This window comes from Desulfosporosinus nitroreducens (assembly GCF_023897015.1).
Classification (GTDB): Bacteria; Bacillota; Desulfitobacteriia; order Desulfitobacteriales; family Desulfitobacteriaceae; genus Desulfosporosinus; species Desulfosporosinus nitroreducens.
In genome coordinates, this window is the sequence record NZ_JAMHFY010000002.1 from 181,668 (window position 1) to 205,925 (window position 24,258).

General features: G+C 41.0%; 17 protein-coding genes. 4 read left to right on the plus strand and 13 right to left on the minus strand.

What is annotated here, in order from left to right; genetic code table 11:
- Positions 1 to 144: 144 nt before the first annotated feature.
- From M8E35_RS03060 to M8E35_RS03075, 4 genes are all read right to left on the minus strand, one after another.
- Positions 145 to 1,284 (minus strand): THUMP domain-containing class I SAM-dependent RNA methyltransferase, encoded by a 1,140-nt coding sequence (locus M8E35_RS03060; RefSeq protein ID WP_252467280.1) that lies wholly within the window; start codon positions 1,282 to 1,284, stop codon positions 145 to 147.
- Between the two features lie 111 nt (positions 1,285 to 1,395).
- Positions 1,396 to 1,743 carry a YlbF/YmcA family competence regulator gene (locus M8E35_RS03065; RefSeq protein ID WP_252467281.1) on the minus strand — a complete coding sequence of 116 codons (348 nt, stop codon included), beginning with the start codon at positions 1,741 to 1,743 and terminating at the stop codon, positions 1,396 to 1,398.
- A 73-nt stretch (positions 1,744 to 1,816) separates the two neighbouring features.
- Positions 1,817 to 2,104: a hypothetical protein gene (locus M8E35_RS03070; RefSeq protein WP_252467282.1), complete on the minus strand. Its 288-nt coding sequence runs from the start codon at positions 2,102 to 2,104 to the stop codon at positions 1,817 to 1,819.
- A 463-nt stretch (positions 2,105 to 2,567) separates the two neighbouring features.
- On the minus strand, positions 2,568 to 3,326 hold the full coding sequence (locus tag M8E35_RS03075; RefSeq protein WP_252467283.1) for an alpha/beta fold hydrolase: 759 nt from the start codon (positions 3,324 to 3,326) through the stop codon (positions 2,568 to 2,570).
- Between the two features lie 296 nt (positions 3,327 to 3,622).
- Here M8E35_RS03075 and M8E35_RS26400 point away from each other — a divergent pair, with 296 nt between their 5' ends.
- The gene (locus tag M8E35_RS26400) at positions 3,623 to 3,751 is read left to right on the plus strand and encodes a hypothetical protein (protein ID WP_282433986.1); all 129 of its coding nucleotides are present in this window, start codon (positions 3,623 to 3,625) and stop codon (positions 3,749 to 3,751) included.
- A gap of 90 nt (positions 3,752 to 3,841) precedes the next feature.
- Here M8E35_RS26400 and M8E35_RS26405 read toward each other — a convergent pair whose 3' ends face one another.
- A complete protein-coding gene (locus tag M8E35_RS26405; RefSeq protein WP_282433987.1) occupies positions 3,842 to 3,967 on the minus strand; it encodes a hypothetical protein in 126 nt (41 codons plus the stop codon).
- A 164-nt stretch (positions 3,968 to 4,131) separates the two neighbouring features.
- Here M8E35_RS26405 and M8E35_RS03080 point away from each other — a divergent pair, with 164 nt between their 5' ends.
- Together M8E35_RS03080 and M8E35_RS03085 are read left to right on the plus strand one after the other, a co-directional pair.
- Positions 4,132 to 5,451, plus strand: coding sequence for an aminotransferase class V-fold PLP-dependent enzyme (locus M8E35_RS03080; RefSeq protein ID WP_252467284.1), 1,320 nt, complete (start codon positions 4,132 to 4,134; stop codon positions 5,449 to 5,451).
- A 69-nt stretch (positions 5,452 to 5,520) separates the two neighbouring features.
- Positions 5,521 to 5,997, plus strand: coding sequence for a DsrE/DsrF/DrsH-like family protein (locus tag M8E35_RS03085; RefSeq protein ID WP_252467285.1), 477 nt, complete (start codon positions 5,521 to 5,523; stop codon positions 5,995 to 5,997).
- On the opposite strand, the gene M8E35_RS03090 is transcribed toward M8E35_RS03085, so the two are convergent.
- The gene (locus M8E35_RS03090) at positions 5,998 to 6,627 is read right to left on the minus strand and encodes a ribonuclease H1 domain-containing protein (protein ID WP_252467286.1); all 630 of its coding nucleotides are present in this window, start codon (positions 6,625 to 6,627) and stop codon (positions 5,998 to 6,000) included. It abuts the gene before it with no gap.
- A gap of 403 nt (positions 6,628 to 7,030) precedes the next feature.
- Between M8E35_RS03090 and M8E35_RS03095 the strand changes: the two genes are divergently transcribed.
- Entirely contained in the window at positions 7,031 to 7,693 is a 663-nt protein-coding gene (locus tag M8E35_RS03095; RefSeq protein WP_252467287.1) for an AbrB family transcriptional regulator, read from the plus strand.
- A gap of 130 nt (positions 7,694 to 7,823) precedes the next feature.
- On the opposite strand, the gene M8E35_RS03100 is transcribed toward M8E35_RS03095, so the two are convergent.
- From M8E35_RS03100 to M8E35_RS03130, 7 genes are all read right to left on the minus strand, one after another.
- Entirely contained in the window at positions 7,824 to 8,546 is a 723-nt protein-coding gene (locus M8E35_RS03100; protein WP_252467288.1) for a class I SAM-dependent methyltransferase, read from the minus strand.
- Positions 8,547 to 8,616: 70 nt separating this feature from the next.
- Positions 8,617 to 17,166 (minus strand): glycoside hydrolase family 94 protein, encoded by an 8,550-nt coding sequence (locus M8E35_RS03105; RefSeq protein WP_252467289.1) that lies wholly within the window; start codon positions 17,164 to 17,166, stop codon positions 8,617 to 8,619.
- A 117-nt stretch (positions 17,167 to 17,283) separates the two neighbouring features.
- Entirely contained in the window at positions 17,284 to 19,881 is a 2,598-nt protein-coding gene (locus M8E35_RS03110) for a DNA translocase FtsK (protein WP_252467290.1), read from the minus strand.
- Between the two features lie 76 nt (positions 19,882 to 19,957).
- Positions 19,958 to 20,920 (minus strand): metal-dependent hydrolase, encoded by a 963-nt coding sequence (locus tag M8E35_RS03115; RefSeq protein ID WP_252467478.1) that lies wholly within the window; start codon positions 20,918 to 20,920, stop codon positions 19,958 to 19,960.
- Positions 20,921 to 21,233: 313 nt separating this feature from the next.
- Positions 21,234 to 22,121 (minus strand): BON domain-containing protein, encoded by an 888-nt coding sequence (locus tag M8E35_RS03120; RefSeq protein WP_252467292.1) that lies wholly within the window; start codon positions 22,119 to 22,121, stop codon positions 21,234 to 21,236.
- Positions 22,122 to 22,215: 94 nt separating this feature from the next.
- Positions 22,216 to 23,223 (minus strand): potassium channel family protein, encoded by a 1,008-nt coding sequence (locus M8E35_RS03125; RefSeq protein WP_252467294.1) that lies wholly within the window; start codon positions 23,221 to 23,223, stop codon positions 22,216 to 22,218.
- Positions 23,224 to 23,267: 44 nt separating this feature from the next.
- Positions 23,268 to 24,095, minus strand: coding sequence for a PHP domain-containing protein (locus M8E35_RS03130; protein ID WP_252467295.1), 828 nt, complete (start codon positions 24,093 to 24,095; stop codon positions 23,268 to 23,270).
- Between the last annotated feature and the right edge of the window lie 163 nt (positions 24,096 to 24,258).

Genomic DNA, 24,258 nt, shown 5'->3' on the forward strand with positions numbered 1-24,258 from the left:
CAACAACTTCTTTTAGTTCTGAGATGGATAAGGATCAATAAGTTACTTTCCGACTAATACTAAAGATGTTTGTTGTTTCATGAATGTTTTTACATCATAAACAACAAACATCTTTTTAACTTTTTTAATTACTTTAATTATTTCTCATATGGCTCTTGGCGGACGAGGACCAAAAAATTGAAAATAATGACATTCCAATCGGCCATTATAGAGCTTACGACTTTTATCCCAGCGTCGCCCAATTAACCTTTCCGGGAATTGGTAAGTAGTAAGCATATGAAGTGACCAGTCATCTAATCGATTAAACGTTTCACCAAGTTCAAGATAAAGTCCTTCCACATCTTTGATATCCCCAAGCCGTTCACCATAAGGCGGATTAGCTATCATGTGTCCATATTTAAATCTGGACCTGACTTCTGCCACAGGTAATCGTTGAAAATGTATAACATCATCAACACCCGCCTCAACAGCATGTGTGCGAGCCAATGCCAGAGCATTAGGGTCAATATCAGAACCGTAGATATGTAATGGAGTATTGCGTTGCCAAAGATCTAAACCCTCCTGCCATGCCTCTTGCCAAAGCACTTTAGGAATACGCGGCCATTTCTCAGCTGCGAAGCTTCTTTTAAGGCCTGGGGCACGGTTTTGAGCTATAAAGGCTGCCTCAATGGGAATAGTTCCAGTTCCGCAAAAAGGGTCAATTAAGGTGCGATCCTTGTTCCAGAAGCTAAGCTGAATCATAGCCGCCGCTAAAGTTTCTTTAAGAGGTGCTTGACCGGCAAGTTCTCGATAACCGCGTTTATGAAGACCTGCACCTGATGTGTCAATGGTTAATGTAACCTTATCGTTTAGCAAAGCAACTTCAATCTGATATCGAGGCCCAGTTTCTTCAAACCAACTTCGGCCGTACGTTTCTTTAAGGCGTTCAACAATCGCTTTTTTTACTATGGCTTGACAGTCTGATACACTAAACAGCTTCGATTTTATAGATTTTCCTTGCACAGGAAAATTTGCATCTTCTGGCAACCATTCTTCCCAGGGAAGGGCTTTTGTTTGTTGAAAAAGCTCTTCGAATGTCTGAGCTTCAAATGATCCCATTTTTAACAACACGCGATCAGAACTTCGTAGCCAAAGGTTTGTTCTGCATATTCCCAACTCATCTGTAGTAAATGTGACTTTTCCATTTTCCACGACTAACTCTTCATACCCAATTTTTTTCAGTTCACGAGCAACAATGGATTCTAAACCAAATGCGGCTGTTGCAATCAGCTCAATTTTTGCCATCTGGATCAACCTCTCTCAATTCAAACGGTAAACCGCCATGTTTGACCGTAAAAATTCACTTAAACTTTTCTTTTACTATCATAAGTTGTGTTTGTCCAAATGGCAAGTTAGTTAAGTGTCTATACTCTTAATTCCATTTTTAATGTTTGCCGTTATCTGCTCTATTAACTCTTGAAATTTTGAATTAGCTTCGTTTGATAGTAATACTTGACGGTTTCTTACGCATGCAGTTTCCATTTCTTTAAGTTTTTCTTGTTCTACTTTACTCAATTCCAATCCCGCCATTTGTCTCCCATGATATTCCTGCTTCACCTTTTGTAAATTTTCAACTAACTTGCGGGCTTCCGTATTATGAAGAAGATCATGTTCTGCCTTTTTGAAATCTCGATACACAGTTGTTTGAGCAATAGCCTCTCCAAGTTCTGTACTCTTCTTTATAATATCCTCAAGTTGATCCATATACATTATCCTTCCTTAATGAGTTCGATAATCAGTTATAACTATTCTTAGCCAAGAGCATTACTTTTAACCATTACTCACTAACCGCATCTACTTTTATCCCTACTGTCATAACTTCTAAGATCTCATTTTCCTGAATATCTTCCGAAAACATGTCTGCCAAGGGCTGGGATACCCATACCCCTTCTTCATTTTTTAACAGTCTGCGTTTATTTTCTTCCACTTTCCACGTATCTTCAAGAATAGTTTCTGTAGATTGTTCTCTTAGAGACTCTTTCATAAGTTCTACGAGATGATTTAGCATTGAATCATCATAATCTTCAAGGGCTACATTTACATATGCGCTCAGTGTTCTTATCATTAATAACCCTCTCTTTTAATCAATTCCGACACTCCCACTTCTTCAAGTGGGTGTTCCCTATTCTACTTCGGTGACGATAGTCTCCAGCGGAGAGTATCGCCGAGCGCCTTTCCCAATAGGAACACTTGGCGCAAAGGAGGTAGACTCCATCCTACGGCGCGAATGTATTCGTCTGTGGATATGCCCTATCCTCAGCGCAATTGTATTCGTTACGGGCCGTGCGCTTTCGGCGATAATCTCCACCGGAGACTATCGTACTGGGAGACTTACGTCACCGAAGTCTCGATGTTCAGCTTTAGCTGAACGAGTTCACTTGCCCGCCCGCAAATCGTTTACTTCTATTAACTATACACGTACTGTGAGAAGCATCTATATCCCTATAAATTCAATTCCCAATACACAAGAGACATCTAGAGCATTTCAATTTACATGTCTCCTTGTGTTTTCACTTTAGGTAATTAAATCAGTTCAAGGACAAAAAGTTATTAATAGCTTTATTAACCTGACCCGGTTGCTCTAGCATAGCCATATGTCCAGCCTCTGTTATAAGAGCTATGGTTGAATGAGGTAATTCTTTGCAAAGGTGTTTAGAGTATTTAAGGGGAGTCATTTGATCATCTTGCCCACAAATGACTAAGGTTGGGTTGTTGATGTCTTGGATACGATCCATGATATTAAATTCATTACAAGCTTGTAAATCAGCTTGATAAACTTCGATTGGTACACTTTTCATTTCTTGAGTTGCTATTTCTAGAATATCTGGGGAAATAGTGCTTGCATAGCTGTATTTAACAATTTGGAGAGGATGTTTACCCATAGATAGTAAATCTAAAAACGAAGAGCTTACTGGCAGTCTTGCCCCACTGCCGATAATAATTAATCCTTTCAGCGCTTCTGAATGTTCTAAACCCAAATCTAAAGCTATTGCCCCGCCCATAGAATGCCCAACAATATAAAACATTTTCGACTCTAATGCTTGCGCAAAACCCCAAACAAATTCCCGATACCCGGTTATACTTTCAATTGCCGAACCTTCTGAACGGCCATGTCCAGGAAGATCTGGGGCAATCAAATTGCAGCCCTGGATTCCGGCTAACTGACAGACCCAATTTCCGCTGGTTCCTCCCGCACCGTGGACAAATACTACAGTAGGGAGACCTGCCTGAAAATCACAACTTTGTCGATAATATGAGCTCTTTCCTAAAATTTTTATATACGGCACTATTTAATCCCCTTTACATTCGTTTATAAGTTGATTTGAAAATCTTCCAATATTCTGATTACTACATTTAGTAAGCATGATAATAGCAGTTTAGTCAATAGTTGTTTTTCTTAACAATTATTTATAGTTCAAATTCTTAAGTGATGGGCAATTGGCATTAGATTACGAAATTCGGGAAACCTAAGTTAGTTTAACTCGTTCAATGAAAGTTGAACATCCACCTCCCTCTTGAAGGGAGAGACTTATGCTTGGATAAATTCAAATACATTTTCTTTTAAGAAAGGAGACGAAAACAGGTGGGCAATAAGAAAACGGATAAATCGAGAACTCATGCCGCCAATCTTGATGACAAACGTCCAAACTCAGATAACGATAAGAAAAAGGTTCCAACCAATACAACAAATAATCCCAAGAACCCCTTATAAGACTTTCAAGCATTATAAAGTGGCTGTAACAAACTCTGTTACAGCCACTTTTTTAGTTATCACTTTTTCAGAAACCTTGACGTTCCGTTCTCAAGACTGATTCTCTGCGGCTTCTTTAGCTTTTTTCTGTTCTTGCTTAAATTCCGCACTTCTAGAATCATACTTAGCACTGGTATACCCTTTAGTATGTTTTTGTATTTCACCTGACTTTTTCATACTTACCTCCACGAATCTTTATTCACTTCAGTACCTATGTTTAGTATGTTTCAGCAGTGTGAATATCATGTGCGTTTCAAAAACTTCTGTCACCTTTTTGTCAATCAATAAATATCATGCTAGCAGAGTATAAAAACTGAATATTTCCAGATAGAGGTGATCATATGAATTTAAGCTTTAAATTATCCCGATCTAATTATAGAAATCTAGTTATAGGAACGGATACAAAAATCCCACTGAAGAGTGGTCAGTACACAACAGCCATCAATTTTGATAACGCAGCTTCTACCCCGCCTTTTGTTTCAGTTATGGAGGAAATAAATCACTTTGCTTCCATGTATTCATCCATTCATAGAGGCACAGGTTATAAATCACAGTTTTCTTCTAAAGTCTTTGAAGAAGCACGATCAATTGTTCTAAAATTCGTTAATGCCGATCCCTCTCGAGATACAGTTATTTTTGTCAAAAATACCACTGAGGCAATTAATAAATTATCTTATCGTTTATGGGATGGAAACAAAAGAAGTGTTATCTTGTCAACCTGGATGGAACACCATTCTAACGATCTTCCTTGGAGAAACAAGTTTCAAGTTGATTATGTTCAGACAGATTCCTCTGGAAAATTGAGTCTCGAGGATCTAGAGAGCAGATTAATCAAGCACAAAGGGAATGTTAAACTTGTAACAGTCACTGGAGCATCCAATGTCACAGGGTATGTAAATCCAATACATAAAATAGCTGAGTTGACTCATCGCTACCAAGCAAAAATACATGTTGACGGAGCACAATTGGTTCCTCATAACTCTGTCAACATGAACCCAAAAAATCCGCTTCAAAGCATTGACTATCTGACCTTTTCAGGGCATAAGATGTACGCACCTTTTGGAACCGGAGTACTTATCGGTCCACAAGAAACCTTCAAAAAAGGAATCTCTGAGTACGTAGGAGGAGGTACAGCCGAAACTGTCACTCACGATTGGGTAGTATGGGAACCTCCCCCGCATAACGAAGAAGCAGGCACCCCCAATCTAATGGGTGTGGTCGCTCTGACAGCAGCGATTAAGACACTGACCACACTAGGGATGAAAAACATCGACCAATATGAAAACCAGCTTACAAACTATGCTAACTCAAAACTAAGATCGATTCCGGGTATAACAGTTTATTCCCATACGGCCCCGGGTGAACCTCGAATCGGCGTAATCCCTTTTAATGTTAACGGTATTGCCCATGAACAAGCAGCTGCAATTTTATCCAATCAGGCGGGAATTGCGGTTAGAACCGGTTGTTTTTGCACCCAGCCCTATATTCAAAGACTGTTATCTATCTCCCCAAGGCAAATGGATTTATACAGAAAACGCAGAGACATTTCCCGACCAGGCGTAGTACGTCTAAGTTTTGGATTGTACAACGATTTTAGTGAAATAGATATTCTGATGCAATTGTTAGAAAGAATCAGTAAGCACCCAACATCTTACATTTAATCAACTAATATAAATACCTATTTCTACTAATAATAGGATTTATATGACGATCATAAAGGGGTGCACAAATTGAACAAGAAAATGAACCTATTAATGTTTAGCGGCGATTATGATAAGGCTTTAGCAGCGCTTATACTAGCCAATTCCGCCCGAGAGCTTGATGTAGATGTGACTATGTTCTTCGCGTTTTGGGGGCTTTGTCTCGTTCGTGATCCGGAAAAGGGAAGCTCAGATGACAAAACTCTTTACGAAAAAATGTTTGGAATGGTCACGCCTAAAGGGCCTGAAGAATTGCATCTTTCGCGCATGAACATGGCAGGTCTAGGAAAACAAATGCTTCTAGAAATGATGGAAGATGATAAAGCTCCTTCTCTGACAGACTTTCTCAACGGTGCTCGGAAAAAAGGAGTCAAATTTTACGGATGTAAGCTATCTGTTGATGTTATGGGCTTTAAGGAAGATGAATTACTCCCGGAAGTTGAAATTATAACAGCCAAAGAGTATTTAAGCGATGCTCTTGAATCAGATATGCAACTCTTTATTTAGTTATTTCGTTTTTATCCCCAAAGCTTTTTTGGCCAGCCGGTCAACGTAATCGTTAAACTGATCTCCGCTATGACCGGCAACCTTTTTAAACTCATACAATCCATGGTGCGCGCGCATAAATTCAACATAAGCTTGAGTAAACTTATTTTTTGCTTGCCAGTCTCCGGTCACCCAAAGAGAAATACCAGAATAGTCATGATAGATACGGATACGTGAGTTCAGCGACTTGGCTTTTTCTACAGCATGAAGTACTGCGGCAATTTCGCCCGCAACATTTCTCATACTAGCTGCTTCAAGGTCTTCCCCTATCCCGAAACTTTCGAGAACGACTTCACCATCCTTGACAAAGGCATAGCCATAAGAATACTTGCCATTTAAATAACTTCCATCGGTATATACTTCAAAGTCAACGTTACCAATAGATGATGTTAGCATGCCTGCATTGCTGCTGTCTCTAAGATCCTTAGAGGCTCCTTCATCATTTTGCCACTCAAGTGCTTCTGCTTTCGTTTCAAAGCCTTTATAGAGAGCTCCCTTATAGCCCTTTACTGACGCTTGACATTCGGGCCAGTTATTAAAAATCCCAAGTTTATGCCCGCTTTTAACAACGTAATAATTTTTTTTAGCCAAAGCTGTTCCCCCCAAAAGTGAATAAGTTCTCTTGTCTTTTACTTTCCAGCACTAAACTGTAGGCGGTAGCCAGACCATGACTCGAACAGGATGTTCGAGGTTAGTAACACCGAGTCAAGAATGGCAAGGTGTCAATTGTTCTTTCTGACTGATGCGTTATATGATCATAAGTAAGATTACCTATTAAGGTACAATTATAATCGTTTTCTATCAAAATGTTAAATATGGTAGGCAAAAAAATACAAAGGGATATTACTAAATCTTAGAACTCAAAATAATATCTAAGGAATACTATATAGTTAGAAGGAATATTCAAAATATTGTTGAAGTTATATCTTAGGAGTCAATCACTTCCGGCCTTAACCCTTTATAAACAAAAAATAATCTAGAAGGAGGAGTATCTATGGAAACTTATCGGGTAAAGGTTGGCGCAAAAGGAGAAATCGTATTACCTGCAGAACTACAAGAACTCTTTGGACTGGTAGCAGAGGATACTTTAGATTTGTGTGTCGATTCAGAAGGTAAAGTTTTTGTCCGAACTGCCGAGCGCTCAGTCCGGCCGCTTTCAGATTTCTTTGAAGACTTAATTGTAAGTGATTTGCTTGCAAAGGGATGCAGTGGAGACTGTCTTAAAAACAAACTCTTGGAACGCAAATTAAAACTAAGCACCGTACTCGACCGTTTATCAGAAGAAGCGCACAGGGCACATAAAAATGGTCAATCGATTAAGTGGTGGGAAGCTCAAGCTTTAACATCACTGGGTATTCAAAAGGGCCGCAAAGGACTGTATCATGTGATGATCACTACCCGCGGTGTCCATGACCTGGTTGTTCTCCGTAAAGAAGAGCTTAGAGAAATTCCAGCAGTGTTCGAAAGCTTAGAACAAGATCCGTTTGCTTTTAAGCGACTCAGAGGGCCGTATTATGAGACTTATCGTGTCTCTTTCCGCAGTGGAGCAAAGGAACACAGAGTCATTTATACCGTCTTTGCTGAAGAAAATCTGATTGTAATTTTGACAGTCGGAGCTCGCGAGATCATCTATGATCGGCTTAATGGTATAGCTTGATCGCAGTTCGATGTTAGATGTTCGATATTTGCGGTTCGAACTTGAATTTTTTTGTTTTTAAGAAACAATTGAATAGTGAATTACGAGATAGAAAAGGAAGCCCTACCTTCGGCTTCCTTTTCTATAATTCTTATCTTGGTATACGTTTGGCTGTTGCAATCGTAGCCGGAGAATCCTCCGTCCAAGGGGCTTTTTCATAGTTACCCCACAACCCGGTTATTTCCCAACCGGTCTCCTTCAAGGCCTTTTTTAAAATAGAACTAGTTATGGGGAACAAAACGTTAACTCCAGATATAACTTGTTTCGTGTCCGGAAACTCGATCTTCATGGAAAAATCGAGTTTCCCATCCGGTCTATGGGTGTAGTAGCGATAAAAGGCAAGCTGAGAGGTCTTAATAATTGGCAACTCTATGATTTGATTGGTCAAAATTCGGTCATAGTTAACTGTTTGCAATAAAAGGTGGGTTCCCTTTTCCCAGAACTGACCTAAAACCTGATTCAACTCATTTTCCCCAGATACGTGTGCCAGCGTATTTCCTAAACATAAGATTCCCTCAAATTCTTCCTGAATTAACTGCAGGTCTCGCATATCTGCGCTGGCGAATGAAGAGCTGCTTTTCCTCTCTTGTGCCTTCCTTTTAGCAATCTCAATCATCTCATCGCTTAAATCTACACCGAGCACTCGCACGCCGGTTTGACTTATTTCTAAGGCAGACGTCCCTGTACCACATCCGATATCCAGTACCGAGCCTAGATTTTCTTGTTTCAAATAATCATGTAGGAAAATTTTCTGCGGTTCCTTCAGCGGGAATATTTCATCATAGTGTTCGGATAAGGCACGGTAAAAATCCATCTCAGTTATCCTCCTCTCGATATTCGCCAAGGTTGAATTTACACAGAATCCGCACCGCAGGCCTGTTTACTTAGAGAATTAAACGGACTGTATGGGTTTTACCGTCATCTTTTAAGACAATTACAGGTTCGAGTAACTCTGCTTCATCTAAAATGATCTTCGTGTACCCAGACATCCTGGCGTTAGGATTCTCAACAAAAATCTCATATTTTGTTGTTTGATACTGATAAGTTAAGCTAAAGCCCGACCAACGGCTAGGAATACAGGGCTTTAAGACTATTGTATCTCCTTGCCGTTTAAATCCTAAAATCCCCTCTAATCCTGCTTGATACATCCACCCTGCAGCTCCAGTATACCATGTCCAGCCACCGCGTCCTACATGTGAATGAGTGCCATAGACATCAGCAGCCATAACATAGGGTTCCACTTTATAGCGATTCACTTCATGTTCAGTACGAGCATGATGTATAGGACTTAGCATCTGAAAAAGCTCGGTCGCCTTGTCCCCTTCCCCTAAAGTCGTATAGGCTAAAATAGCCCAAGCCGCTCCGTGGGTATACTGTCCTCCGTTTTCTCGGACGCCAGGAACATATCCTTTAATATATCCGGGATCAGGTAGCAACTTGTCAAAGGGCGGGGTCAACAGGAGGAGAATTCCATCTTCTTTGCGCCACAAATAGTGTTCTAAAGCCAACATAGCATCCTGAACTCGAGTTGGTCTGGCGGCCCCAGACAGAACTGACCAGGATTGGGCAAGTGCGTCAATTTGACATTCCTTATTTTGAGAAGATCCCAGCGGTGTACCATCATCGAAATAAGCACGGCGGTACCAACCTCCATCCCAACCATGCAGTTCAATATTTTTCAGAAGTTCTTCGGCAATATCTCGATAATGAACTCCCCGTTCAGAATCTTCACGAGCATCACATAAGCCTGCAAAACGGACCAAGGTCATATATAAGAACCAGCCCAGCCATACACTTTCACCTTTACCTTTATGTCCAATTCTGCTGAAGCCGTCATTCCAATCCCCAGAGCCGATAAGCGGCAAGCCGTGTTCTCCAAAACTTAAGCCCCGTTCGATTGCACGCAAACAATGCTCATAAACCGTTCCCTGTTGATTAGAAATTCTTGGAATTGAGTATCGTTCATCTTCACCCTCTCTTAGTGGTTCATCCTCCAAGTACTCAGTCATTTCATCCAAAACACCGATGTCCCCTGTGCGCTCAATATAATGGAAGGTAACGAAGGGCAACCATAATAAATCGTCTGAGAATTTGGTTCGAATCCCTTTTCCTTTTTCAGCGTGCCACCAATGCTGTACATCCCCTTCGATAAACTGATGCCTGCAATGGATAAGGATTTGATTACGAGTGACTGTTGGCTCCGTATAAACAAGGGCCATTACATCCTGAAGTTGATCTCTAAAGCCGTAAGCCCCTCCTGACTGATAAAACGCAGAACGCGCCCATAATCGGCACACTACTGTTTGATAAAGTAACCAACGGTTTAAAAGCAAATTCATGGACAAATCTGGGGTCTGTATCTGAATGTTCCCTAATAACTCATCCCAATGCTGCTTGACTTCTTCAAACGAACCCTCAATCTTTTCAGGTTGTTCATAATCAGAAATGATCTGTTCTGCCTCTTGGCGATTAGCTGATTCTCCGAATAAAAAGGTAATCGTTTTGCTTTCACCTGGCATCATTGGAATTTCCAGTCGCATTGCAGAACATGGATCAAGTCCCGCTCCAACAGATTCCGAAAAGGAATCCAGCTGTAATCCGATAGGATCTTCCAAACTTTTGTTACGTCCAATAAATTCAGAACGATCTCCTGTGAAACTTGTAACGGTAGCTCCAAAGGCAGTTAAAAACCCAATCCTTCCCGCATACTCTTCTTGATAGGTGTTTTGAACATAGAAAGTGTTGCTTTCTCTGTCATACTCAGTCACCAGATAAGGCGCAGTATGCTCTCGTACAACCCCCATGACCCATTCAACATAATAAGTTGCACTTAAACTTAAAGCACGCTCTGTAAGGTTCGACATCGTCAGTTCCACGATCTTAACAGGCTTATCAATGGGAACAAAAAGACGCAGAGTTTGCTTCAATCCTCGACTGTAATGCTCAAAAATTGAGTATCCTTGTCCATGCCGAATTTTATAGACACCTTTTTCACGTCTGGGATTAGCAGTAACAGACCAAGACTCGCCCGTTTCTTCATCTCGCAAGAATAGTGCTTCACCCACCGGGTCAAGAATTGGATCATTTGACCAAGGAGTTAACTTATATTCCCTGCTATTTTGAGACCATGTATATCCAGCACCCACTTCAGATATTTGGAAACCGAATTTGGAATTAGCAATGACGTTGATCCATGGCAAGGGGGTATTCATACCTTCCTGTAATTCAATTATATACTCTTTCCCATCTTCGCTAAATCCGCCGTATCCGTTAGCAAAATGCAACCGACAATCTGATCCTTCTGTTACATCCTGCAGCATGTTAATTATGTTTTGGTCATTTTGAAGAGATTGTTCTTGAGACTTCTCCGCAATAAGCTCAGATTCCCTCGTACTAAGCTTTGCCTTTTTGCGAACTTGAACAGAACAAGATCCCCCCTCTCCAATAAAGGTAATACGGGCTACTGTGCAGAGAAGATTAAGTACATCTGGCTGAACAAGCCCTTTTTGGAGAAGAAAGACACCACTAGGTTGATTCAAAAGATCTCGGGCATGTCCCATTGAGATAAAATCACGCAGGCTATCCTGGAAAGCCTGTACATAACCGCTCTCATCTTCGTTGAGTATTACAAGGTCAGCCAGCAGTCCTTTGAGTCTCCAATATTCATGAATTGTCAGAAGTCTGCGCACCAAATCTAAGTGCTCAGCATTAGCAACTCGAACAAGGACAATCGGAAGATCTCCCGAAATCGCATAAGGCCAAAGAGCAGACTGCCCTTTGCAATTCTGTTTAATGCATTCCTCCGCATCTCTGCGACAAGGACTGAGATAAAGTAAATGTCCGCCAAGACTTAAGGCCTCATTAGCCTGTGCTGATGTCAGGTTTAAATGACGAAGTTCCATTTTACTATGTGTCCATGCTAACTCAAACGCTCTATTAACTGAGAGAGGATCACGATATTTCTCTGCAATACGGACTGCCTCCTCACGGCTCTCCGCGTATCCGACAGAAAATGAGACCCGCACAGTTTGCCCTGGAGTTATTCTAACCCGCTGGCGCAGGCTCATGATAGGATCTAGCACCGCACCAACTGTATTCGACAAAGGATGGTTAGCGTCTAAGGCTTGAGGCTTGGCAAGACTTCTGCCTCGGCCAATAAAACGCGCACGATCTGTTTCGTATTGAAGGGACCCTACTTTTTCCCCTTCTGTTGCAACTGTATGCATGAGCCATAGTCTAGCTTGATTCTCACTCCGTGGTCTACGAGATGCTAAAAGTGCCTCATGATCAAATTCAGTTTGAATGAAGAGGTTACCAAACGCAGGATGCGCAAGATCCTCACTTTGCCTAGCCAAAACCACTTCAAAGTAGCTTGTGACTTCGACGATTCGATCATGCTTACTATGATTTGTCAAAGAAATGCGGCGCATCTCCGCTTGGTCCTCAGGGGATACAACAACTTCGGTATGGGTAGTTATGTTGCCATCCTTCCGACAGTACTCAACTTGATCCGGTGCATAGGTCACCTTGTATTCCTCGCCAGAATTCTTACAGGGTTGGTAAGTAGCTGACCATACGTCACCAGAGTTCAGGTTTTGAATATAGAAATACATGCCCCACGTATCTTGCGTGACGTCCTCTCTCCAGCGCGAGACGCAAATATTCTTATAACGACTAAAGCCTGAGCCCGAATTTGTCATCATGACAGAGTATTGTCCGTTGGAAATACAATGGGCAATTGGAATAGGGCTATTTACAGTGTTTAAAAGAATGAACTGGTTTTTCTCGAGATCAAGAGTTTTGGTTTTTTGCCTGATAACTTGATGTTCATCTTCGGGCTGAGGAATAATTGACGTTACGTCCGGCAACCGCTCTTGAAGCAGAAGTTCTGCAGACTGAATCAATGCTTCATTGTGTAAACGCTGTTGCATGACGTTTTTAAATAAGACATTATCGATCGCTAATAAACTCATTCCTTGATGATGGGCCATAAAACTCTGGACAAGTTTATAGGAACGTCCTACCGGGACACGTTCACGAGTAAAGTCAACTGCTTCATATAACCCAAAACGTCCTCCAAAACCCTTTTGTTCCATCGCGGAGATATTCAACAATGCTTCACGAGGAGAAACCATCAGCGCCAAAAAACTTGCATACGGCGCTATCACTAGGTCTTGAATCAGCCCGCGTTTCAGACCCAATCCAGGTACACCGAACGCCTTATACTGGTAATTTAGTTGAGGATCAAAAGCATGGAATCCTGACTCAGAAATACCCCAAGGTGCATTGTGATCCAACCCGTATTTTCTTTGGACATCAACAACCGAGTGATAAGTTTCATTGAGAAGAGTTCCCTCATAATTCCTCATCACTAAGAGTGGCATCAGAAATTCAAACATTGTTCCACTCCAAGAGACTAAGCTTCTTTTGCCTTTCGTCATTGTCAGTGAACGTCCAAGTTTAAACCAATGGCTTGGAGGCACATCCCCTTTGGCAATTGCAAAGAAGCTTGCTTGGCGGGCTTCAGAAGCTAATAAGTCATAATAAGAGTTATCAAGTTTGCTGTCTGAAACACGATAACCGATTGAGAAGAGCTGACGTGATTCGTCAAACAAGGGATAAAAATCTGTAGCTAAAGCCATCCCCTCAAGGTGTTGCTGTAATTCCTCCGATTTATGAATATAACCTAGAATCTTCTTGTGTGCCCGTTCGATGTTCTCACTAAGTTCCGGAGGAAAACTGCCATTTCCAAGTCCGTTCGCATAGAAATCAGCAAGTCCCTTCAGGCTGAGATTATTTATAACTTGCTCATTTCCAATCCAAGGACACAATTCGCCAAGTTCTAAACAAAATGATTGAATCATGGTATCTAAACGATGTGCCCAGTATAATCCCTCTTTGCCTAATTCACGTTCTAAAATCTGCGCTGGCCATAGTGATAATAGATTCATCCAGTTCTTAAGATTCAAAGGCTCATCTGAACCAAGAAGTTGATCCAGTGTTACTTTAAAAGAATTCAATTCTTGATAGGTATCTTCGTCAACTTCTTCAAGCAAAAGGTTATAAGTATCCTTAAGCCCTCTTACAAATTGCAAATCAAGCAAAGGTTTTTCTTCAATAATCTCGGCTAACCCTGATTTTAAAGTCAAAAGATACATCACAAAGTTTCCACTGTCAACTGTCGAGATATAGCGAGGTTCTAAGGGCATAAGGGTCTGAGTATCGTACCAATTATAAAGATGCCCTCTCCAGTGTTCCAGCTTTCCAATAGTATTAACCATATGCTGAATATTTTCCAATACCTTTGTTGAGGGTATATATCCGAAATCCCTTGCCACCAAATTTGTTAAAAGCCCTAACCCAATATTGGTGGGTGAAGTTCGATGTGCTACGCCATTTGGTGGATCAATTTGCACATTATCCGGAGGCAACCAATGATCATCCCCGCCAAGATATTCTTCAAAAAAAGCCCATATCTTTCTGCTAAAGCGACGCAAAACGATCTCTTCTGAAGCTGAAAGTGAGATTTTTTTATGCTGAATAGGTTCGCTTACATAATGAGCAACCCAAATTGAAATGACCCAGGCAATTGCCAATGGGACAAATCTTCCTAACTTTGTTGGGAAAGCGTAGGCAATGCCCAAAACTGCCAACAAAACAAAGAGAATTACAGGCCACATCGAGCGCGACATGGTTTGCAAGCTGGCACCTATGCGTTTCTCTGCATCTGAAGCAGCTTCCCATTCTAACAGAAGTCGATGAGAAACAAACTGGCGATACAGACTTCTGACGATTGCATCCAGCATAACTAAAGCTTGATAAGGAAGAAACACGAACTGAAGAACAAACTGCTTAGCTAAGGTCATTAAGTCATGACTTAAGTTTCCCTTCTCAGCACGGTCATTGAAAAGTTGATTTAGCAGATATAATACAATGGGCGAGAATAAACTTAGAGAGACTATTCCAACCCAAACTATTGGTTCTCCAGAAAGAACCATAAATCCAAGCATAAGAAGTAACAACAGGGCAGGTGCTTCTAAACTCCTTCTCAAGTTATCGAATATTTTCCAACGTGCTAAAAATGGGATGGGCGCAAACAACCAGGGTAAGAGTTGCCAATCCCCCCTAACCCAGCGGTGTTGCCGACAGGTATAAGCGAGGTAGTTAGCAGGATAACCATCAACAAGTTCCACATCAGAAACTAACCCAGCCCGTGCATACAATCCCTCAATCAAATCATGACTCAGGATCGTGTTTTCTGGAAATGATTGATCCGTTACTTTATGGAAAACATCTACATCATAAATTCCTTTTCCAGTAAAAATACCTTCACTAAACAAGTCCTGATAAACATCCGATACTGCCGTAGTATAGGGATCAACTCCAACTCTTCCCGAGAAAATTCTTGCAAAATTAGAAGCACCAGCTTTAAGAATTGATACGCCCACTCGCGGTTGAAGTATCCCGTAGCCTTGAACCACCCTTTTTCCATCTGCGCTAAGTTGAGGTGAATGCAAAGGATGAGCGATTGTTCCAATGAGTCTCTTAGCAATTCCCCGCGGCAGCTGGGTATCTGCATCAAGTGTGATTACATAACGAATGGTTGACAGTATGGAAAGTTCTCCAATTTGAATATCATAACTTGTCGTTCCTTCTTGACGCAGAAGTCGATTGAACTCGACAAGTTTCCCACGTTTGCGCTCCCACCCCATCCATACGCCTTCAGATTTATTGAAGAGTCTTCTTCTTTGAAAGAAATAGAATCGATTGTTGCCATATTTTCTGTTTAATTTCTCGATGGCACTCACTGCCGCCGAAACAATTTCTTTATCCTCTGGAACACTTTCTGTCGCTGCATCTGCAAAATCACCCAGAAGAGCGAAATACAAGTTCTCATCTCGATTGGCAAGATAATAAACTTCAATTTCGCTGACAAGTTCAATAACCCTGTCAACATTTGTCAAAAGTGTAGGAATTGCAACCATAGTCCGTAATTTTTGAGGTATTCCTTCCCTCAATTCAAATTTTGGCAGGAATGATGGACGAAATAGTTCAGAAGCCATCCAGTTCACTAAGGGGATGACAATACTGCTCGCCCAAATTAACAACGCTATAACTAAGGGAATATAGCCAAGGGAAATGGGTGTCTTTACGAGCGCGTATACTAAGGCCAAGGTCAATAGAGTTCCTGCTCCAATCAACAAACTTCCGAAATAAAATAAGTTAGGTTGCTTGCGTATTTTGCGCCGAACCTTACTCCAGAAGCCCCTTGATTTTCCAAAATCTTTTTCTAATTCTTGTTCGAGTTCTTCTCGCCCTGCTCCAATCAGATAAAACCCGACATGCGACGAGACAGCATCCCCTTGTTCATATGCCCCTTCTGCCTTCACTAACACTTTTCGAGCTACAACTAACTCGGACACTTTAAAGTTTCTTGAAATCTTTTCTACACAATGGCGATAGAAATCACGCGACTGAAAGTCCATTTGGCCATAAACTCTACTTGGGTCCTTTCCAAATATACCTTCCACTAAACTGACTTCTTCAAAAAAATGTGGCCAGTCTTCAGCATTAACGAAATGAATGCTCAAAATTGCGTGACCCATTGACACTTGATACATGGTCTGACGTTGGCGTTCCAGTTTTGCCAGTTCTTCAATTGTGGTATCTTGTTTGGCTACAGCACGATCTACCCATTGTAACAGCGGGCCTACATCCGCACCAACCTCCCGAATTCGCTTTAGGATCTGTTCTGCATAAGAAGAGGAATATTCTTCTTGAGGACTTAACGTTTTTAATAGTTTTTCCCATTCTTCCGACCCGTGTTCTGATTCCAGTAAGGGCATAACCCAATGATCGGCTGCTTCTCTTTCTGCTTGAGTATAAAGTATTTGTTCCGTTAACCTGCGAATATTTTCCAAGAGGATAATACGCAACATAATGGGAATTGCCCATAGTTCTCCGCTAGATAAGGGCACTTGAACCTGATAAGCGTTAATAAAGGCTTTCAGCGTTTCACTTTGCAATTGACTGTCCGTGTGTTCAATAAGTTCAATCAACAGTCCATAAATTCGCGGGTATCCTTCGAAATCGCCCGTAGAATTTTGCGGTAATTGACGTTCGAACTTTTGAGGAAGGCTGTTTTGAATTTCTACTCTCAAGTCTTTTAAACTATAAAAGTTATCCAATAACCATTCAGTTGCAGGTACACTGTCTTGTGTTCTCGATGAATAATCAGCAATTTCATGGTAAGCCTGTTCTAAAAATTTCATATTCTGTTTTACTCTGGGCATCAATGATCGTTTTAGCTGACTAGTCCCCTGATTAACATTTGATCGAGCAATATCTTCAGCATGACTGAGTAAATCTTCGCCGTTAAGAACAATATCTTTATAAGGCTTATTCTTTCTTAAAGATTGTGTGAAAAACTTCATTCTCCGTCTCCGTCTTAATTTTAATACATCATTTATGCATTATTCCCATTTCCCCTTACTTCATTCATACATAAAGAAACACCCTTTTCACATGACAAGGGTGTTTCTTTATATTTATCATCCAAATCGTTCGTCAAATTCTTCCAGAGTTAAGAGTACTTGCCTCGGTTTACTTCCTTCATAAGCTCCTACAACCCCTTGTTCTTCCAGCATATCCATTAATCTGGCTGCCCTGGTATAGCCTAATTTCAACCTGCGTTGAAGAAAGGATACACTAGCCATGCCTGTCCTAATGAATAGGTGCCCGGCATCGAGGAACAAAGCATCATCGGGTCCATTCCCCTCTTCACTCTTAACAGTAGTTTCTGCAAAAAGTCTTTCTGGGTCAAGATACTCCGGCTTGCCCATTTCCTTCCAATGCATAATTACTCGCTGTACTTCTTCATCCGTTACCAAACACCCCTGTACTCGAAGCGCCTTATTTACTCCCAAGGGAGAATAAAGCATGTCTCCTCTGCCAAGCAGTTTCTCCGCCCCAGTGGCATCAAGAATAGTACGGGAGTCAATTTGAGATGAAACTGCAAAGGATATTCGACTAGGTATATTGGCTTTGATGACTCCGGTTATTACATCAACCGATGGACGTTGCGTCGCAATCACTAAATGAATCCCAGCCGCCCGAGCCATTTGAGCCAGACGACAAATTGCTTCTTCTACTTCCCCCGCCGCAACCATCATCAAATCAGCGAGCTCATCAATAATCACTACCACAAAGGGTAAGGCCGGTGTATTTCTTGAAGTCTCTGCTGCTTTTAAGCGATTATACCGTTCAATATCTCGCACCCCTGAAGCCGCGAAGAGTTCGTATCTATTTTCCATTTCTTTAACAATCCATTTTAAAGCACTTGCCGCCTTTTTGGGATCGATCACAACAGGAGCTAATAAGTGCGGAATACCATTGTATTGACTCAGTTCGACCATCTTGGGGTCTACAAGCAGGAGCTTTACTTCATCCGGCGTTGCATTGAAAAGCAGAGAATTAATAATCGTCGTAATGCAAACACTTTTCCCTGAACCAGTAGCACCCGCTACCAGCAGATGAGGCATTTTTATTAAATCAGCGATAATCGGTTGATCCGCAATATCTTTTCCTAGAGCAACTTTGAGCTTGGAAGAGTATTGTCCAAAGCTAGCAGTTTCTAACACTTCTCTAAACGGTACAGAAAGCGCCTGTTTATTTGGGACTTCAATACCTATCGCCGCTTTTCCAGGGATCGGAGCTTCAATGCGGACATCCCGCGCAGCAAGCGCAAGCGCAATATCATCCGATAAATTGACGATTTTACTAATTTTTACTCCAGGTGCAGGCGCTAACTCATAACGGGTAATGACAGGTCCCCTTGTCACACGAATTAATTTGGCTTTTACTCCAAAATCGAGAAGTACTTTTTCAAGTTGCCTCGATGTTTCCGTATCTTGAATGATTGTTCTGTGTTGCAACGGTTCCAATAAATTGAAATTGGGAAACTCCCAGTGCTTAACAACTTCAGCTTTATGATCGAGGACTTGCGGCGCTTGCTCAACTTGGTCAACTTGGTCAACTTGCTCTACTTGTGCTATTTGTGCCGCTTGTGCTATTTGCTCCACTTGCTCCACAAATTCAAATGTTAAGGCAGGCTCTTCGGCCACAGGAGCAACTGCAAGCTCTGACATTGGCACCCTCTCAACAGTACAGGCCGTCTCCATCATGGCCTCTGTAAGTGCTGATGTATTCCATGCAACTCCTTTGACAGTTTGCTCAGTTAGATCTCCATAGCCAGTTTCCGGCCTTTCCGAATCTGAATCTGAATCTGAATCTGTTGTTGTCTCTACTACTGTCTCATTTTTAGGTATTGGAACATCAATGGCTTGGGATGTTTCCACAACACCCCCTGCTTCACTGCTAATTCTGCTGTCCTCACTCCGATTTTCAACAAAATCAAGTTTCTCGTTGAGAGGATTTTCATCCTCCTTGAATTGGGATAAGAATTCTTCTTGTTCTGTTTTCGACTTAAACACAGTAGAATAGCTTGCTGGTTTCTCTGTAGGTATTTTCGATAACTTTGCTGGCTCAAAATATTTATGATCTGAGCTGCTAACCTCTAATCTTACTTCTTGATCTACTTCTGTGAAATAGTTATTAAGCCCTTTTAAAACGGTCATGTTGCGGCGTTTCGTTGGAAAACCGGATTCTCCTGTTCCGAAATATGATGGAAAATCTCTTCCTATCTCCTGCATTTCCTCACACATTTGGGCATCTTTATCCTTCATTTCTACCCATTCTGCTGAATTGAAATATTGATTAAACCCTTTTAAGCTTACAATTTTCCCTGCAGGAAGAGGAAAGACATTAGAGTCTTGCGATTTATCTTTACTTCTTCTCTCCTGGCGTTTCTGATTATTTGGTATCTTAGAGTCATCCTTAGGTGACCTTTCTGAACTTATAGACGATTCAGCCGTAATAGTTGATGCATAAAGCCAGAGTATAATCCCTATTATAAAACATAAGAAGGGCCCAGCCCAGGCTAGACCTCCCATAGTCAAAGTAAAGAAAGCATCAACATGTTTTCCGATGGATAAACCGAAAGCGCCCAGCAAGCCTAAGATCGATATAATTAATAATAAAAGTGCACTAAATTTGAGCCAAAAAGAACTGTTTTTTTTCCTTTTCGACATATCTTCCACCTCCTCCACTGTATTTATTATGGTAGATGCGCTAGGCGAATGTCAAAAGGTTTTTTTGATTTTCGAACTAATAACTTAACAGCACCCCTTTATGCTTAGGTAATGGGTGGAAGATTTCATGAGATATTTCCCCATTTAAATCTAAATATACATTACCAGTATAGAGAAAATCTCCTTTGACCCAATATCTTAAATCCAAAAATTCAACCCTGCACTCTTCATTATCTAAATAATGAGCAATTACATGATAATGAGGAGTAAATTGGCTAAATATTACAGCTACATTTCCTTCTAAGGCATTGGCAACTGATAGATTATCCTCGGTCAATTTAGGCAACACACGACAGATCGATGGTATTTGATTTCGGATAACCCCAAAACTCACATGTTCCTCTTGGAAAAGTATAAAATTCCAGGTAAAAGGATGGTACATCGCAGGAATAACCTTAACTTGATCTTTTTCCTTCAAATGATAAATACTACTCAAACGATCTCTTATCTCAATTCTCCCTAAGTGACGAAATCCTAAATATATCGCACTAAACGCTAAAGCAATAAGCGAGGAGTTTCTTGCGAACTCAGGTGTAATCAGGGAAATAATTACAGACAATAGCATAGAACCTAGTACCACAGGGTCTGTAAGCATAACCATATCCACAGTAATTTTTTTTCGTGAAAAAGGCCATAAGAGCTCTGCACCAAAAGAATTTAATAAGTCCATTATTCCGTGAGACATTGTTCCTATCAAAGTCCAAAAGAACACCGTTGACCATGAGGTGGTTGGGAAAAACAAATAAAGCCCAGTGCTAAGTCCTAGTGCCGAAGTGGTCAAAGCAATCAACGAATGACTTGCTCCCCTATGTTTTAACAAATAATTCAAGCGACCTTTTGCGTGAGCTATAATATCTAAATCAGGGAGCATTGCACCTAATGTGCAACCTAAAAAAACAGGATCAGTCAATTGCATCGGGTGACCCGACAAGTTACTGAGTGCAATTCCAATTAAGCCATGTGTTATCGGATCCAACAGCTCACCTTCTCTATCTTTTTTAGTCTGGCTTGACTCTAGCCAAGTTTTCTAAAGCATCAATATTACCCTTAAACAATACAGTCCTCATTATAGCATGACTTTCTATCGAAAAATATAATGTCTTTTCAATTCTCTAATTTCCATTTTATGTTCATATTTAAAATGTGTAGCATTATCGACTAATCTTTAAAAACTTATTCAGCGACAGTTGGATTATCAGCCACAAAAAAACAGAGCCTTCATCATACTTTGCTAGTACAAATGAAGGCTTCTAAGATCAATAATGCCTATCTTGAAAAGTTAGAGCTAAAGCTTATTTTGCGGAGTGTGCCGCGACTTTTATAGAATTATTGACCTCGTGAATTTCAGGAATATATTGAATCATCTTTCCAGCCCATTCCCGATCTTCTTCTGAGTACACTTCTCCGGTTAGAAAAGCAATTCCATCTTTAACAAAAGCGCGAATTTGTCCAGAATTCAAGCGGTGTTGGCCAAGCTTAGAGACTAACTGTTCGGTTAACCACAAATCCTCCCCTTGAGATTGATGACGAGCAAATATTTCGCTGACCACGGCTTTTACTCCAGGCACTTTATAGGCTGTATCAACAGCCCATTCTATTTCCTCAGGAGAGTCAACAAGTCCAGTGAGGGTAATCAGACCATTTCGAGATGCAGTCTTAATCTCATGAGCATCTACCCAAGGAGAAGCAACCATAGCAGTTTCAACACGATTAACTAAAGTCGCATCGTCAACTGCCTTTTGTAAAAACTGAATTTCACTCCGAATTTCTTTAACTCCCCGTATTTGGGAGGCCAGGCGTTTAGCAAATCTCTCCTCACTTTGAGTTTCCATATGCCCCAGCAAAGTGACTATCCCCCGGCTTACTCGACAACCTAAGTGAGCGATATCCTCATAACGAGATCCTTGAAACCGTTCGATTATGTCCCTCTCGATGTCTTTATCCAAGATGTTTCCGTCATTAGCTACAGTCAGAGAATTATCCAGTTCTCGAACCCCGGCAATTCGTCCGATTCGGCTTGCAAAAAAGTCTTTTTCTACGAGGCTGTCCACTGTTCCCCACAGTGTAACCTTATCCCCTCTGACCTCAACGTGAATTCCTTGAGCGCTTTCTCCGAAATGAGTTTGAATTAGTTTCTTAATATCCTTCAAGACATCTTTTTCAGAACGTGAATTATGCATATATCTTCCCTCCACCATGAAAAGTGTTACTACTCTCACATAGAGGGTATTTTATCCCAAGACTTCTCCTTTTAACCGAAAACTATGATGATTTTCAGGTTTTACAATTTGAAAGGTTTGCAGCGAGTTTTTCTAACCGATGCAATTGATCTCTTAACCCTAAGACGATCAAAAGATCCCCCTGCAATATTCCGTCTCCGGCGCTAGGATTGCTGATTACCTGATTGCCACGTAAAATGGCAAGTACCATTGCCCCTGTCTGTTGCTTAATACCGCTAGTTAATAATGTCTCTCCAACTAAACAGGAACCTTCATTGATTTTTAGTTCTACCATTTCCATTTCAATATTATGATCATGGATCACAGTTTCAAGATATTCCACACTAATAGGCTTCAAGATTGACATCGCCATTCTCCAACCACTTAGTGTTGCCGGAGAAATCACTTTATCAGCACCTGCTCGCAGTAACTTTTTCTCAGACTCCGGGTGATCCATTCTGGCAACTACCTGAATATTGGGATTCAGTCCTTTCGCTGTTAATGTAACAAAAACATTCAAAGCATCTTCTGGGAGAGCTGAGATAAGTCCCTTAGCCTTTTCTATGGAAGCCATAATTAAGGTTTCATCATGAGTTGCATCACTGTTAATAACCAAAAAACCTTCTTCAATTAATTCGTTAGCCAGATCTTCTTTTTGTTCTATTACAACACATTGAGCCCCCTCTTTACGAAGGCGGTAAACGACTTGTCTGCCCACACGTCCTGCACCGCAGACAATAACATGATCTTGCACTTGTTGAATTTTTTTATTCATTTTCCTTCTCCAATATACACCAGCTAACTGACCTTCAATCAGAAAGGCCATTAATAGTCCAGCAAAATATAACATGACCCCGACTCCGCTCAGCATCATGAAAATCAGAAAGATATGCCCGGCGTCGGTTTGTGGTTCGATATCTCCAAATCCAACCGTCGTAACTGTCTGAACCGTAAGATATATAGCTCTAGCTAAACTAAGATGTTCTGTTACCATGAGGCCGGCTGTCCCAACTATTAGTGTAACAACTAAGGCAATAAAGGCGATCCAAACCCTCCTAACCAACAACTTGCTCCTTTCTGTCGAGTCGAACATTAATTACGTACAGATTAAATTGTTAAGTAAGACCTTAGCTTAAGAACGCTGTCATAGGGAATATCCATTTGACCCAATTTTACATACCCTGAAGGTCCATGATAATCACTGCCGCCTGTTGCAATGATAGCAAAGTTTTCCGCAACCTCAGTATAGTATTTTATTAACGCTGATTGTCTTTCCCAATACCCATAGTATACTTCAAGTCCTATAGGCCGGTAGGCTAACAGAGCGAACACTATCTGTGGATCCCAAAGCAGTCCTGGATGAGCCACCACTGGCAGTCCGCCGCAAGAAAATATTAGATTCACTGCATCCTCAAAGGCGTGGTTTAAATATGGTAAATAGGCAACTCCCCCCGGCCGGAAATGAGCGGCTATTTCTCGCCAATTTTTCTGAGTGTTGCCATCTTCCTGATGATAAATGGCCCTCATAATATGCCCTTTAGTAACAGCTCCATTTGCTCCGACTTCTTTCTCAACATCTTGCCACTTTAGAGAAATTCCACTGTTTTTTAAGCATTCAACCATGTCATGGGCTAAATCAGTACGCTGTGCTCGAAGTTCCTTTAAACGTTCTTGCAGAACCGGATGATTCACGTCATTGAAATACCCCAGCAGATGCACTTCATGACCTTGATAGCTCGTTAGCAATTCTACTCCAGGGATAATTTTAATATCTAATTCTTTAGCAAGACTTTCAGCCTTGTTAATAGCTTGTGTACTTTCATGGTCCGTAATGGCTAAGGTTTGGATTTTATTAGCATACGCAAGGTTAATGACCTCTTCTACGGAAAGTAATCCATCAGATTCATGAGTATGAATGTGTAAATCGGACCTCAAAAACACCCCTCCCTCATTAGCATTTGCTTTATGGATTATTATAACCCTTACCATAAATCCACAAAGTGATCATAGATATACTTTATTATAGTATGCCTATTCTTGTTTTTCTTCAAAAATCCTGCCTGCTTATTTCAAAATTAAATTCAATATCCAAAGAATT

Coding starts and splice junctions, on each gene's coding strand:
- M8E35_RS26405 (WP_282433987.1), bottom strand. CDS start 3,967: ATGAAAAAGTCAGGTGAAATACAAAAACATACTAAAGGGTATACCAGT.
- M8E35_RS03080 (WP_252467284.1), top strand. CDS start 4,132: ATGAATTTAAGCTTTAAATTATCCCGATCTAATTATAGAAATCTAGTT.
- M8E35_RS03100 (WP_252467288.1), bottom strand. CDS start 8,546: ATGGATTTTTACCGTGCCTTATCCGAACACTATGATGAAATATTCCCG.
- M8E35_RS03065 (WP_252467281.1), bottom strand. CDS start 1,743: ATGGATCAACTTGAGGATATTATAAAGAAGAGTACAGAACTTGGAGAG.
- M8E35_RS03095 (WP_252467287.1), top strand. CDS start 7,031: ATGGAAACTTATCGGGTAAAGGTTGGCGCAAAAGGAGAAATCGTATTA.
- M8E35_RS03105 (WP_252467289.1), bottom strand. CDS start 17,166: ATGAAGTTTTTCACACAATCTTTAAGAAAGAATAAGCCTTATAAAGAT.
- M8E35_RS03060 (WP_252467280.1), bottom strand. CDS start 1,284: ATGGCAAAAATTGAGCTGATTGCAACAGCCGCATTTGGTTTAGAATCC.
- M8E35_RS03120 (WP_252467292.1), bottom strand. CDS start 22,121: ATGCATAATTCACGTTCTGAAAAAGATGTCTTGAAGGATATTAAGAAA.
- M8E35_RS03110 (WP_252467290.1), bottom strand. CDS start 19,881: ATGTCGAAAAGGAAAAAAAACAGTTCTTTTTGGCTCAAATTTAGTGCA.
- M8E35_RS03070 (WP_252467282.1), bottom strand. CDS start 2,104: ATGATAAGAACACTGAGCGCATATGTAAATGTAGCCCTTGAAGATTAT.